Annotated in this window: 6 protein-coding genes; 5 read left to right on the top strand and 1 reads right to left on the bottom strand. The window is 52.1% G+C overall.

Going from position 1 to position 15,076, the window contains the following annotated elements:
• Positions 1-177 precede the first annotated feature (177 nt).
• The 5 genes from HMPREF0860_RS02430 (at position 178) to HMPREF0860_RS02410 (ending at position 13,826) form a co-directional block, all read left to right on the top strand.
• Complete coding sequence (locus tag HMPREF0860_RS02430; protein ID WP_021495464.1) at positions 178-4,737, top strand: 2-hydroxyacyl-CoA dehydratase; 4,560 nt, start codon at positions 178-180, stop codon at positions 4,735-4,737.
• A gap of 20 nt (positions 4,738-4,757) precedes the next feature.
• Positions 4,758-6,119 (top strand): hypothetical protein, encoded by a 1,362-nt coding sequence (locus tag HMPREF0860_RS02425; RefSeq protein WP_021329806.1) that lies wholly within the window; start codon positions 4,758-4,760, stop codon positions 6,117-6,119.
• A 135-nt stretch (positions 6,120-6,254) separates the two neighbouring features.
• Positions 6,255-8,351, top strand: coding sequence for an elongation factor G (locus HMPREF0860_RS02420; RefSeq protein WP_021329821.1), 2,097 nt, complete (start codon positions 6,255-6,257; stop codon positions 8,349-8,351).
• A 261-nt stretch (positions 8,352-8,612) separates the two neighbouring features.
• A complete protein-coding gene (locus HMPREF0860_RS02415; RefSeq protein WP_021329757.1) occupies positions 8,613-9,296 on the top strand; it encodes an HAD family hydrolase in 684 nt (227 codons plus the stop codon).
• 93 nt (positions 9,297-9,389) lie between these two features.
• Complete coding sequence (locus HMPREF0860_RS02410) at positions 9,390-13,826, top strand: SpiroCoCo family coiled-coil protein (protein ID WP_021329785.1); 4,437 nt, start codon at positions 9,390-9,392, stop codon at positions 13,824-13,826.
• A 57-nt stretch (positions 13,827-13,883) separates the two neighbouring features.
• On the opposite strand, the gene ispF is transcribed toward HMPREF0860_RS02410, so the two are convergent.
• Entirely contained in the window at positions 13,884-15,062 is a 1,179-nt protein-coding gene (ispF, locus tag HMPREF0860_RS02405) for a 2-C-methyl-D-erythritol 2,4-cyclodiphosphate synthase (protein WP_021329773.1), read from the bottom strand.
• Between the last annotated feature and the right edge of the window lie 14 nt (positions 15,063-15,076).

Raw genomic sequence — 15,076 nt, 5'->3', positions numbered from 1 at the left:
GTGCGATTCGCTTGCGCCGTTATGTGCCCGGCGGATCGCGCGGATCTTTTACGGTACCGTATGTGCGCATAGGATCGCACCTGCCGTCAATTTGTAAAATCGTTCAACTTGCCTATTTTATGCTTTACTACTATTATAGTAGGAGAGCTAAAACGGGAGAGAATTAACAAGGAATTTATGGCAGTAACACAAAGTGCTTTACATAATGAATTGCTTCCGATCCGTATAGGCATCGATGTCGGCTCGACGACCGTAAAGATTGCCGTGCTCGACGACGACGATACGCTCATATACAGCGACTACGAACGTCACCGTGCCGATATCCGCAGCACGATCATATCCGTCGTAAACAAAGCTCTCGACTTCCTCGAAAAAAATATCGCGGGAGGAGCGGAACGAGCGGTTACCGTCAAAGTGACCGGTTCGGGAGGATTGTCCGTGTCGCAGTGGCTTTCCGTTCCGTTTATTCAGGAAGTTATCGCGGCGACGACTGCCGTCAAAACGATCATTCCGCTCACCGATGTCGTCATCGAACTCGGCGGCGAAGATGCGAAGATTACGTATTTTAAAGGCGGCGTGGAGCAGCGCATGAACGGTACGTGCGCGGGCGGTACCGGCGCCTTTATCGATCAGATGGCCGCTCTCCTTGAAACGGACGCCGACGGTCTCAATACGCTTGCAAAAGACGCGCACACGATCTACCCGATTGCCGCACGTTGCGGCGTTTTTGCGAAAACCGACGTGCAGCCGCTCATCAACGAAGGCGCCCGTCGCGAAGATATCGCCGCGTCCATTTTTCAAGCCGTCGTCAACCAAACGATTTCCGGTCTTGCGTGCGGAAAGCCGATACGCGGTCACGTCGCGTTTTTGGGCGGCCCGCTCCACTTTATGGATCAGCTGCGTGAACGCTTTATCGTTACGCTGAAATTAAAAGACGACGAAATCATCGTCCCGGAAAACTCCCAGCTTTTCGTCGCGCAGGGCTGCGCGTATTCGGCCGACCGCCGCTATTCGGGTATGCCGGATTTTATTTTTCCGACGGTCGCCGATTTCAGAAGCAGCCTTTCGAATCTCGTCGGCGCGGAACTCAGCGAAGTGCAGCGCTTGGAGCCGCTGTTTAAAAGCCAAAGCGATCTCGACGAATTTGTCAGTCGGCATGCAAAAGAAAAAGCGAAGCGCGGCGATTTGGATTCTGTCAAAGGCCCCGTCTTTCTCGGCCTCGATGCGGGTTCCACGACGACGAAAGCCGTGCTCATCGATCAGGAAGGAAGAATCCTGTGGGATTTTTATGCGGCGAACGCGGGCAATCCCGTCGACCTTGCCGTCAAAGTTTTAAAAGGACTCTATGCGCGGCTTCCGAAAGATGTGTACATCGCGCGCGCGGTTTCGACCGGCTACGGAGAAGCGCTCTTTCAAGCGGCACTCAACGTCGATGCGGGCGAAGTAGAAACGATAACGCATTTCCGCGCGGCGGACTTTTTCGTGCCGGGCGTCGAATTTTTACTCGACATCGGCGGGCAGGATATGAAATGCCTTCGCATGAAAGACGGAGCCATCGTTTCCATTCAATTGAACGAAGCCTGCTCTTCCGGCTGCGGCAGCTTTCTCGACAATTTTGCGCGCACGATGGGTATGGATGTACGCGAGTTCAGCAAAAGGGCGCTGCGCGCCGAAAAGCCCGTCGACTTGGGAAGCCGGTGTACCGTATTTATGAACAGCCGCGTCAAACAGGCGCAAAAAGAAGGTGCGTCCGTCGCCGACATCTCCGCAGGTCTTTCGTATTCGGTTATTAAAAACGCGCTTTTCAAAGTTATTAAATTGCGTAAGGCGAGCGACATCGGCACGAAAGTCGTCGTGCAGGGCGGTACGTTCAACAACGATGCCGTGCTGCGTGCGTTCGAAAACATTTCGGGTGTGCACGTGTTCCGTCCCGACGTTGCAGGTCTCATGGGAGCCTACGGTTCGGCGCTCATCGCCTACGATCAGTGGCTCGACCTTTCGGCTCCGAAGCCCGAAGAGGGACCGGGCGCTCCTCGTCATGAAATCCGTTCGGGCATCGCCACGCTTTCGGATCTTGAGTCGTTCAGCGTCAAGCTCGATCTCCGCCGCTGCGGCAAATGCCAAAACAACTGCCTTTTGACGATCAACACGTTCAGCACCGGCGGCTTCGAGCGGAAGTTCGTAACGGGCAACCGCTGCGAGCGGGGAGCGGAACTCGACGGCAATGTTCTCGATGCGAGCAATAAAAAAGCGACGAATATCGAAGCGGGAAAAGAAGGGAAGCTTCCGAATATGTTCGCGTGGAAATACGCGCGGCTTTTTAACAATTACATTCCGCTCCGTGCCGAAGATGCGCCGATGGGGGAAGTCGGCATCCCGCGCGTACTCAATATGTACGAAAATTATCCGCTGTGGTTTACGTTTTTCACTGCGCTCGGTTTCCGCGTGCGTCTTTCTTCCCGATCGTCGCGTACGGTTTACGAAAAAGGACTTGAAACGATTCCGTCGGAGTCGGTGTGCTATCCGGGAAAGATTTCTCACGGACACGTCGAAAGTCTTTTGCAGCAGGGCGTAAAATTTATTTTCTATCCCTGCGCGCCCTACGAACTGCAGGAAGATTCGACTGCGGGCAATCACTATAATTGTCCCATCGTCACAAGCTATCCCGAAGTGCTGCGCAACAATATCGATTCGCTCAGACAGGACGCTTCCATCCTATATATGGATCCGTTTTTGCCGATTTACGATAAAGACCGTCTCGCCGTGCGTTTAGCCGAAGAGCTTATCCCGCACTTTCCGGAATTGACGAAAGAGCGCATTTCGCGCGCGGTCGACGAAGCGTGGAAAGAAGAGGAAAAGTTTCGGCGCGATACGGAAGAGAAGGGTATCGAAGCGATCGAAGAGACGATCAGGCGCGGCGCAAACGGCATCGTGCTCGCAGGCCGTCCGTATCATCTCGATCCCGAAATCAACCACGGTATTCCCGAACTGATAAACGATTTGGGACTTGCGGTCTTTACCGAAGACAGCGTCGCACATTTGGGCAGCATCGAGCGGCCTCTGCGCATCATCGATCAGTGGACGTATCACAATCGATTGTACCGCGCGGCTTCCTTTGTCACCGGAATGCCGAACATCGAACTCGTGCAGTTGACGAGTTTCGGCTGCGGGCTGGACGCGGTTACGGCCGATCAGGTCGACGAAATCATGCGCGCAAAGGGACGTATGTATACGCTTATTAAAATCGATGAGGGTGCAAACTTGGGCGCGGTACGCATCCGCATCCGCTCGCTCATCGCTGCGGTAAAGGAGCGCGAGAGGCGGCATCAAAAACCCGTCGTAAAAAGCGCTTCGTACCGAAAGCAAGTGTTTACGAAAGAGATGAAGTACACGCATACGATCATCGCTCCTCAGATGTCGCCGATCCACTTCCGTCTCTTTCAAAAAGCCTTCGAATATTCCGGCTATAAATTCGTCGTACTCGATGCGGTCGATCCGCGCGCCGTCGATATCGGTTTGAGATTCGTCAACAACGACGCGTGTTATCCGTCGATCCTCGTCACGGGGCAAATGATCGCCGCCCTCGAATCGGGCAAGTACGATTTGAATCATACGTCCCTCATCATTTCGCAGACGGGAGGCGGCTGCCGCGCGACGAATTACATCGGCTTTATCAGGCGAGCTTTAAACGATGCGGGATGGGGACATATCCCCGTCCTTTCGCTGAACGCGAACGGTCTCGAACAAAATCCGGGATTTAAAGTGACGCTCCCTCTCCTCGAACGACTCATCATGAGTTCGATGATAGGCGACGTGCTTATGCGCGTTTTGTACCGGACGCGCCCCTATGAAAAAGTGCAGGGGTCGGCGAACGCGCTTTACGAAAAATGGAACGGCAGGGCGGAGATTCAGCTGCGCTCCCTTTCGGTCCGCGGTTTTCACAAACTTGTCAAAAACATCATCGACGATTTCGATGCGCTGCCGCTTTTGCCGATCAAAAAACCGCGCATCGGCATAGTCGGAGAGATCCTCGTCAAATTTCATCCGACGGCGAACAATCAGATCGTCGATACGATCGAGCGCGAAGGCGCGGAAGCGGTTATGCCCGATATGGTGAACTTTTTCCTGTATACGTTTTCGACCGGTATTTTCCGACACGAAAAACTCGCGTTCCCGAAAAAAACCGAAACGATTGCGCGCCTTCTCGTGTGGTTTACCGAGCGCTTCAGAAAGCCTATCGAAAAATACATCCGCAAAAGCCGGCGCTTCGATGCGCCCGAAACGATTTACGAACAGATGAAAAGCGTCGACGATATCGTCCAGCTCGGAAATATCACGGGTGAAGGCTGGTTTCTCACGGCGGAGATGGTCGAACTTATCAAAACGGGAGTGCCGAGTATCGCATGCGTGCAGCCCTTTGCCTGTCTTCCGAATCACGTTACCGGAAAGGGCATGATAAAAGAGCTCCGCCGTCGCTTTCCCGGCGCGAATATCAGCGCGATCGATTACGATCCGGGTTCGAGCGAAGTCAATCAGCTCAACCGCTTAAAGCTTTTGTTGTCGAATGCGCCGATCGGAAAGCATCCCGACGAAAACGAAGACGGTATGATCGTGATGAGCGACGATTCTCTCGTAAAGCCGGAAATACGTTTTGCCGAAGGGGCCGTAAGCTTTACCGATTTCGAACCCGTTGCAGCGGGGAACCGTCCTCCGGTGCTCGCACCGGTGCATGCATGAGGGAATATAGAGGATGAGCAATGCGCAGTGCTGCCGGAAAATTATTAATTTTACTGTCATTCGTCTGTGGGGCGGTGAATGTGCTTTTCGCTCAGACTCTTGTCCCCGATTCGTCCGATATACGGAAAGAGCTGCGCGAAACGTGGTTTGAGTCCCCTCTTTCGTCCGTCAGAGAAAACCGCACCGAAGTGCGTACGGCAAAAGACGGAAACCGCTTCCAAATCCGCCTCGAAGAAACCGATACGACTTTTTCCGTCGTAGTCGCTCCGCGCACGGAAATGCCGGTCGACGTATATTCCGAAAGCGGCAAAACGACGGCGGTGCAGGACGTCTATTCGTCATCGGCACCGGGCGCATGGCTTCTCATCCGGAATAAGCGTTCGGGAAATCCGATTTGCGTGCGCTATTATTTTGCACCCGACAGCGGCGTGTACGTCCAATTTTCTCCGCTCGGCAAAAGCGCGTACGGAGATTTTGTCATTTTCGGAAACTATTGCGCGCGTCAAGTTCCTACGGGTCTTCCCTTCGAGCGCTTTTATGCGATGTCGTTTTCCGATGTCGCAGCTCTCACGAAAAATACGCTTCCGTGGTGCTATGCCGCCCGGCGGGAAGGCGCATACGATACGACCCTTTCGATGATACGGGTCATCCGTTCGCGCCTCGCAAACCTCGTCTATGCCGACGACGCGATGTACGACGAAGACGGAAATCCCGTGTCGATTTTAACCGGTGCGCCCCGCCGTATGCACGCCGAAGACGCGGGCAAAATGTCGCTTTCTTCCGCGGGCTTCGTCAAATGGATCGCCGACGGTATCGTCTATCCGATGACGAGAGGCGGACTCAAGCGGCGGCCGCTCCTCGAGCCGACGGTGAGCTACGATCCCGTAGGTTTTCAAGGCGTAGTTTCGGAACAATACAATATATCCTTTGCGCTCGACTGGACGCGGAATCTTGCCGCGGCAGTGTTTTCCGTCGCGACGGGCAAAACCTACCGCTATCCCGAATCGGGCGTCGATATGACCGAAGATCCGTTTGCAGCGGAGATGACGGCGGACGGCATAAAGAATACCGTCGGGTATGTCAAAGATTCCGGCTATCCCGCGTCCGCACTCGCTTCTCTTTTGTACGTCTTTGCAGCCGAATATCCCGGTGAATGCTACCTCGCGGCGATTCGCGAAACCGATCGCAAAAGAATTCCCGAAGTGCACGCGTTCAATCAATGCGCGATTTTCTTTCCGTATTTCGACGACGCTGGAAAATTTCAGTGCACCGTATTCCGAAACAATGCCGAATCGACGCTCGCAGAATTCTCGCGCATGTTTCAAGGCGATTTTATCCATCTCGTGCGTATGCGCACGACCGCAACTTTCAACCCGCAGTAAGACCTTTTCGGATTTCAACGCCGCCTCACAGTAAATCGTCGGTCTTCCGCAATCTCCGAAAAATTTATTTGCGTTTTCACAAATACCGTAGTACAATATTCGTATATATTTATAAAATTTGGAGGAAAATGCATCATGAAGGTCTACACAACCGATAAAATCAGAAATGTTGCCGTTCTCGGACACGGGGGGGCGGGAAAAACGACGCTCGTCGAAGCGATGTGCTATTTGAGCAAACTGACGACGAGGCTCGGCCGCGTTGAAGACAAAAATACCGTCAGCGACTTTACGAAAGAAGAGCAAAAGCGCGGCATATCGATCAGAACGTCTCTCGTTCCCGTCGAGTGGAACGATTATAAATTCAATATCCTCGATACTCCCGGCTATTTCGATTTTTCCGGCGAAGTGGACGAAGCGATGAGCGTCGCCGACGGCGCAATCATCGTCGTATCGGGGAAATCGGGCATCGAAGCGGGTACCGAAAAAGCGTGGGAGCTGTGCGAAAAGTATCATCTGCCGCGCATGTTTTTCGTAACCGATATGGATATCGACGATGTTTCCTACAGAAAAGCGATCGAAGATTTGACTGCGGTGTACGGCAAAAAGATCGCACCGTTCAATATGCCGATCCGCGACGACGGCAAGTTTACCGGTTACGTCAACGTCATTCAGCAAAAGGCGTTCCGCTATAAAGCGATCGGTGTCGTCGAACCGACCGACATACCCGATTATTCGAAAGAACATTTGGCATCCTATCACACGATTTTGATGGAAGCGGTTGCCGAAACGTCGGAAGATTTTATGGAACGCTTTTTTGCGGGCGAAGAATTTTCCGAAACGGAAATACGCGAAGCGGTGCGTCTTTCCATACAGGACGGCTCGATTGTACCGGTGTGCATGGGGTCGGGTACTGCGGTGCACGGCGTGTACAATCTTATGGATGACATTGAAAAATACATGCCGGCGGCGGAAAGCCGCAAAGTGTCCGGCATCAATACGAGCACGAACGAAATCTTCAAAGCTAACTTCGACGTGCTTAAGCCGAAGACCGCTTTCGTATTTAAGACGATTGTCGATCCTTTTCTCGGCAGATACAGCCTTATTAAAATCCGCTCGGGTATCTTTAAAACCGACGATCTCGTCTACAACGCATCGACGGCTTCCGAATTTAAAATCGGAAAGCTTTACATCATGCAGGGCAATAAAACGACGGAAATTTCCGAACTCCATGCCGGCGATTTGGGCGCCGTCGCAAAACTGGGTGACGTAAAGACGGGCGATACGCTTTCGACGAAGGCGACGCCGATTCAATATCCGAAACAGGATCTCCCGGTTCCGTATACGTACCTGCGCTACCACGCGGTCAATAAAGCCGACGTCGATAAAATTGCGCAGGCGATGGCGAAAATTTCTGCGGAAGATCCGACGTTTAAAACGGTCAACGATTCCGTCAACGGACAGATGCTCATGTACGGCATGGGAGATCTGCATCTCGATGTCATTCAAAATATTTTGAAAGACGAATATAAAATCGATTTGCGGATCGAAAAACCGAAAGTTGCGTTCCGCGAAACGATAAAAAAGAATTCCGACGTCGAACACAAATACAAAAAACAAACCGGCGGGCACGGACAATACGGACACGTCAAAATGCGCTTTGCTCCGACCGGCGATTTTACAAAGCCGTACGCGTTCGATCAAAAAGTCGTCGGAGGATCCGTGCCGAAAAATTATTTTCCCGCCGTCGAAAAAGGCATCGCCGAATCGACTGCCCGCGGCCCGCTTGCGGCATACCCTGTCGTCGGCGTGCAGGCGACGCTCTACGACGGTTCGTATCATCCGGTCGATTCTTCCGAAATCGCATTTAAAACCGCGGCGAAGTTTGCGTTTAAAAAAGGCTTTATGGAAGCAAGTCCCGTACTGCTCGAGCCGATCGTCAATTTAAAAGTCGTCGTCCCCGATGCGTACACCGGAGACGTCATGGGAGATTTGACGAAAAGGCGAGGCCGCGTGCTCGGTATGAATCCCGCTCCCGGCGGCAAACAGATAATCGAAGCAGACGTTCCGCAGATGGAACTTTTCGATTACTGTACGGGACTCCGTTCGATGACCGGCGGCCGCGGAGATTACAGCTACGAATTCGCGCGCTACGAACAGGCGCCTTCAGACATTCAAAGCAAAGAAGTCGCTGCGCGTGCCGAAAAAGCCGCAGCCGGATTCGCAGAAGAGTAGGGGCTCCGTGCCGCCTCTTGCGGAATTTTTGAAATGCTCGTGGAAAAAACCGCTGCGGAATATTTTCAAGATGCGAAAGATTTGTAACGGTGCTTTGCCGGATGTCGATTTTCAAATATATAAACGCTGCGAGGAGAAATTGCACGTTGTGTCGCTTTTGCGGGACTTCTTGCATACGACAGTTGCGTGCAGCCGTCTGCGCTTTCATTCGCTATTGTTAATCGTCGAATTTTACGGTAAGCTTGAAAGAAGAGGTGCGGAGTGCTTACGGCGAACATCGGAGACATACAGGCGGTTGCATTTGATATCGACGGCACGTTGTATAAGCCGCGCGATCTTCATGCGCGCATGATGTTTCACTTTTTCAGATTCAATCATTTTTTTTTGCAGTACGGAATCGTACGTTCGAAAATTCACGATATGGGCGTGCTCGACGATTTTTATGCGACGCAGGCCGAAATGCTTGCAAAGCGGATCGGGTGCAGCGTTGAAACGGCCGAAGCGCGGCTCGAGCGGATCGTATACAAGGGGCTTTCTCCGTTTTTCGAATCGATTCCGCTGTGCGCTCATGTCGAAGAAACGTTTCAAGCGTTCCACGCTGCAGGTTTAAAAATCGCGCTCATGTCGGATTTTCCTCCGGAACAAAAAGGCAGCCTATGGGGGCTTCGAAAATACTGCGATGTTTTGCTCGGTACCGAAACCACCGGTGCGCTGAAGCCTGCGGTGCATCCTTTCCGAGTGCTTGCGGAAAAACTCGGCATCGCACCGGAACATATTTTATATGTCGGAAACAGCGTTACATACGACGTCGTCGGCGCAAAAAATGCGGGCATGAAAGCGGCGCATTTTGAGCCTCTCTGGCGTAATTTGCTCGGCATATCTTCCCGAAAAGCCGATATTTCTTTTTGCGACTATCGCCAATTGCGTAAAATTGTGTTACAATAAAGAATGTGGTATAGGGATGCATTGAATCCGAATGCGGATTACTCAGTGCCGATCCTAATATAGAAAGCGGTTTAAACCGCACGGGTGGGAAAAGTGGATATCGTCACAATCTTGATAGCGGCCGCCGTCGCCGCGGTAATCGTCGTTGTATTTAGAAAATTCGACAGAGACAATAATTCCATGGAAAAGGTCAAGCGATATGCCGATAAACGGCTCGAAGGCTTTGACGACTATTTTAAAAAACAGGATGCGAATATAGCGAGCGCGGGAGCGGAACTCGAAACGAAATACCTGCAGGCGGCTGCGGGGATCAAACGTCTGCAAAAAGAGCGCGACGATTTTTTAGCGGGAGCGGACGAACTGCAAAAATACAAACAAGCGATCGCGGCCGCCGAAGCGAAAATCAACGGCTACGATAAATCGCTCGCGTCTCTTGCAGAGATGACGATGAACGTCGAAGAAAATTTAACGAGGCTGAAAAAGGAAGCGCTCATCGTTGAAAAACTCGACGCGCGCATCGACGCACAAAAAAAGACGATCGACGAAATCGAAAAGAGCATTCCGCACATCGCCGGAGAGTTTTCGCAAAAAAACGGCGAACAGTTGAAACTGCTCGGCGCGAAGCTGCTGCAGGAATACGATGCACGCTCAAAAGAACTCGCCGAGCATATCGCCTCTCTCGGAAAGCAGGCCGATGATGCGCTCGTTCGCTTTCAATCGGAAATAGAAGGCGTGTACGATTCGGCGGCGAAAAAAGCGGACTCGCTTGAAGATACGGCGTTCCGCCATTTGAGCGAACAGGCGCAGGCGAGGAGCGACGCATACGTGCAGACGATCGAAGACAAGATTGCCGAAATCGAATCCCTCGTCGACGAGCGCATCGCTGAAGCGGAAAGCCGCGTGCATGCCCGTGCCGACGAAGCGATTGAAGCCGCCGCGGGAGCGGAAGCGGATGTCGACGAAAAGTATCAGGAGCGCTATCGTGCTCTTTCCGACAAATACGAAGGCGAAATGACGACGCTTGCCGCCCGCCTCGATTCGGGCATTGCCCGAGCGATGCAGGAAATTGAAGGCAAAATCCTCTCGATTGACGGCGCAATCGGCAGCCGCACTGCGGAGATGATAAAAAAATACGATGCGCAGTATACGCAGTTTACCGACGTGTATAAAAAGCGGTTGGAAGACTACGGTGCAAAGCTCGATCGGCAGTATGCCGAGCTTTCCGAAAAATATATGCAAAAAGCGAACGAAACCGATGCGTCCGTTACGGCGCAATACGGCGCGTTGTCGGAAAAATACAAAGAGCTTGCGGCGAAGACGAACGCGGCACTCGCTTCTCAATACGGCGCCCTGTCGGAAACGTATAAAAAGAAAGCAGCCGAAATCGACGGGGCGCTTACGCAAAAGACTGCGGAAGCGGTTGCGGCTTTTAAAGATTCGACGGGCAACATCGTTGCGAATATAAAAAAACAGCTGACATCGCTCGATGAAAAATACAAGCAGCACATCGACGAATTCGGAAAACGCTACGACGAAAAAATCGATTCGTTGCAGGGGAAATATACAAAGCAGCTCGAATCGATCGATGGAAAAAACGACGGACGCATCGCTTCTCTCGATGCGAAATTCGATGCGCTCTTTTCGAAGCTGAGCAGCGCCTACGAAGAAAAAGCTTCGTCGCTTGAAAAGCAGGCCGAATCGATTGCGGCGATGTACGATGAAAAAGAAGGTGCCGTAGCGGCCGACCTCAACGAGCGCATTGTTTCTCTCGGTTCCGAATACGGTGGACGGATCGAAAAGCTTTCCTCCGATCTCGCAGCATCTCTTTCGGAGGTGAAGGCGACGTCCGATTTTATTTCACAAAACGTTTCAGGAAATGCAAAGAGCCTTGAAGGGCTGCGCGCAATGCTCGAATCGGAAGTGAAAAATATCGAGTCGCGCTACAACAATCTGTTTGCAAACGCCGTTTCCGCCGCCGACGAAAAGGAAAAAGCCGCATTCGAAAAATTCTCCGCCGCCTCCGGTGAGCGTTTGGAAAAATATCAGGCGCAAGTCCAGCATAAAATCGACGCGTTTAAAACATCGCTTTCCGAAACGCTTGTCGAAATCTCCCGCCGTACGGACGATTCCGTGAACGATGCCGAAAGTGCGATCAAAGAGCTTCGCGCCGCCTGCGATGAAGCGCAGCGCAGAGCCGACAGCGCGGGACCGCAGCTTGCCGAAAAGATACAGCTCGTCGACGAGCAGATCGAAAAATTCCGTGCGCAGTCGGAAACGAAACTTGCAGATCTTGACAAAGCGCTCACCGAATCGATTTACAAGATTGCGAAACAGTGCGAACAGCAGCAGTCCGATGCGCTCAATGCGATTGATTCTCAATTCGGTTCGTATAAAAAGGATTTGGCATATCAGTTTTCGCGGCTCGAAACGTCGGGCAAAGATATCGATTCGCTCGAAGCGAATCTCCGCAAAGCGATGGATGAAATACGCAAACGTGTTCTTTCGGATTTCGATTTGTTTACCGAAACTCAACAGAAAAAGCATAAAGAATTTTCGGATTCCCTGCAGGCGGATTCCGATGCGATTCAATCGCAGCTGCACACGATTGAAGAAACCGTCGACGCATTAAAGCAGTCGGCGATCGGAAACGTAAAAGCGAAACTGAAAGATTTTGAAGACGGCATCGACGACGATTTGAAAACGCGCGCCGAAAAGATTGCCGAAGATTTGACGGTGTGGAAAAATTCGTTTGACGGAAAGCTCGCCTTGTTTACGGAAGACTGTGAAAACGGCCGGCGTTCGCTCGAAATAAAGTACAGCGAAGATTTAAAAGCGAAGCTCGACGCGCTGCAGGAAAAAAACGACGAACAGCTTAGCCGCATCGCTTCCGGCGTCAAAGAAGCGAACGGCGCGCTTCGCGAACAGATCGACGGCATCGCAAAGACGGTGGACGATTTTGCCGAAACGACGAAGGAGCGCGTAAACAAAACGCAGGCGATTTCGGATGAGTATTTGAAAACGGTCGCCGGTCAATACGAAGCGAAGATGAACGATGAGCTCGAAAGGGTAAAGTCGGAATTAAGCGACGGCTTGAAAAAATTCGAAGAAGCCGTGCTGAACCGGCAAGAGACGGGCGCGTCGACGATCGATGCCGCGCTTTCCGAATTCAATACGTGGAAGCAGCATCTCAAACAGCAGCTCGACGAATCGAATGCCGTTTTTAAAGGGCAGCTCGATACGCTGAAATCGTCTTCGCAAAATAAAATCGACGAAGCCCGCGAATCGCTCCTCGCTGATTTCCAAACCTATTCCGCCGACATGAAAGAAAAGCAGGCTTCTCTTTCGGCTTCGGTCAATGAACTGCAGACGAAAACCGACGAATCGCTCGATATGTACGAGTCGCGTTCCGAAGAAATACTCGAGCGCTTGCAGGCCATGTACGAAGAGATGCTCAAAGATACCGAAGAGCGCGTAAGCAAGCAGAGCGCCGATTCGGCAAAAACGCTCAGCGATCTGCGCGGGAAAATCAATTCGCTCGAAGCACAGTCGAGCGAAAACCAAGCGAAGTTCGTGCTTAAAATGCAAAGCGATCAGGACGAAATGCAAAGCCGCATGGGAGAGCTGAACCGCGAATTGCAAAACGTTCGGTCGCAGATGCTGCAGTATGAAAAAGCGGAAGCGATGAAAAAAGCGCTCGACGAACGGATCGCCGCCCTCGACGACGATTTTGCCCGACTCGCTTCGTATAACGAAACGGCGCTTTCGCTTGCCGACAGTTATAAAGCTCTGCACAAAATGTACGACGATATAAACGGCCGCTTAAAAGAATTCGATGCGCAAAAAGCGCGAGTGGATTCGATCGGACAAAAATACGACAAGATGATCAATCTTTCGAGTGCGATGGATGAAAAGATAAGCGGCTTGCAGACCTCCTACGACGAACTGCAGACGTTTGAAGTCGCCGTGCGCGATTTTCAGGAAAAGCTGCATTCGCTTAGCGGCTCCTACGACAGGCTCGAGCAAAAGCAAACGGTAATCGAGCGCGTAAACGAAGACGTCAACAGATCGTTTGACGCGCTCAAAACGCTTGAAGACAAGTTAAAGCAGTGTGTCCGTCAAACGGAATCGCTGCCGCAAGAAATCAAAGACGTGCAAAAAGACGTCGACAAGCTTTTAAAGAGCGGGCCGAAACTCGCACAGGCGGTGACGAAGCTCGAATCGCTCGATGCGATTCTCACCGAAGCCGACAAGCGCATGGATGCGCTCGTTTCCGCGCGGCAGGGCATCGGCAGAAGTGAAGCTCGTCTCGAAGAGCTTAAAACCGATATCGAATCGAAATTTAAGCTGCTCAATCAGCTGACGAAAAAAGATTTGGAAAAGCATCCGGCAAAAGAAGACAAGCGCCTCTCGCCCCAGGACAGGGACAATATCAAACAGCTCAAACAGCAGGGTTGGACGGTAAAGGAGATTGCGCGCACGATGAAACGGACGCAGACGGAAATAGAGATGGTGCTCGAGCTGCCCGAATAAAACCGCGTCGTTCGCCGTAAGAGAGGACGGCGCGCCGCAAACGAGGGCGCCGCGTGTTCAGTTTTTTGCAAGCAGACAGGTGCACCACGCTTCTACGGCTTCTCCCTTACCGACGTCACCGAGCGCTTCTCCCGTCTTCGCTTTTACGAATATCGAATCGCTTTCGCCGCCGAGCGCGTGTGCGATCGATTCGATAACTTGCGCGCGGTACGGGAGAAATTTCGGGCGCTCGAGTTTTACGACACAATCCATATTGACAAGTTTCCAACCGTGTTTTCGTATTTTTTCCCAAACGGTTTTTAATAAAAAAACGGAATCGGCGTCTTTCCACGCATCATCTTCCGGCGGAAAAAAACTTCCGATATCGCCGAGAGAAGCGGCTCCGAGTAGCGCATCGGTTATCGCATGGAGGAGCACATCTCCGTCGGAGTGACCGTCTTCGCCCTTATCGAACGGAATGACGACTCCTCCGATCATCAATTTTCTTCCGGAAATAAGCCGGTGTACGTCATAGCCCAAGCCCGTGTGAAATGTCTGCGTATGCATATCTCCTGCGTACGTGATTTTGCGATTTTCAGGCGAACCCTGTACCGTCATCACGTCCCCTTCGTATTTTGCCCAAATCTCCGTATCGTCCGTATATGCTTTTCCGTCGTTTTCCGCTTTGCGATGGGAGGCGAGCAGGCGCATAAAATCGAATGCTTGCGGCGTTTGAACCGCAGCCATCCGTTCTCTTTTGAGATGCTCGACGATAAAGCCTTCGTCATTAATAATTTTCTGCGTATCCGCCGGAGGGATTGCGGGTACGGCGGCCCCGTATTCGAGCGCGGCTTTCGCAGTACGCACGATAATTTTTTCGGTGACAAAGGGGCGAGCGGCGTCGTGCACTAAGACGATCGCCGGAGGATTGTTTTTTGCCGCTTCTTCGAGCGCGATTTTTACGGAGCTTTGCCGCGTTACGCCTCCACGCACAAAGAGCGGTTTTGTGTCGAGCAGCGCTTCGATTTCCGCATCGGATGCGAGCGCCTTGCGTGCATGACTTTCGTCTTCATCGAAGGGGATCGCGATGATGAGGGAAGTGCAGTCGAGCGCTTTTAAAAACGGCTTAAGGGCTTCCGAAAGAACGGTACCGCGTCCGAGCGGTCGATACTGCTTTCGCACCCCTTCGCCCATGCGGGAAGAAGCGCCTGCCGCGACGATGATGACGGCAGCGGGGATTTTGTGCTTTTTAACCATTTTTATGATGCTTT

It is taken from the genome of Treponema socranskii subsp. socranskii VPI DR56BR1116 = ATCC 35536 (assembly GCF_000468115.1).
Lineage (GTDB): Bacteria > Spirochaetota > Spirochaetia > Treponematales > Treponemataceae > Treponema_D > Treponema_D socranskii.
This window is presented reverse-complemented; position numbering and strand designations above follow the sequence as displayed.

Excerpts from the sequence above, each read along its gene's own strand:
- HMPREF0860_RS02430 (WP_021495464.1), top strand. The coding sequence starts at position 178 with ATGGCAGTAACACAAAGTGCTTTACATAATGAATTGCTTCCGATCCGT.
- HMPREF0860_RS02425 (WP_021329806.1), top strand. The coding sequence starts at position 4,758 with ATGCGCAGTGCTGCCGGAAAATTATTAATTTTACTGTCATTCGTCTGT.
- HMPREF0860_RS02420 (WP_021329821.1), top strand. The coding sequence starts at position 6,255 with ATGAAGGTCTACACAACCGATAAAATCAGAAATGTTGCCGTTCTCGGA.
- ispF (WP_021329773.1), bottom strand. The coding sequence starts at position 15,062 with ATGGTTAAAAAGCACAAAATCCCCGCTGCCGTCATCATCGTCGCGGCA.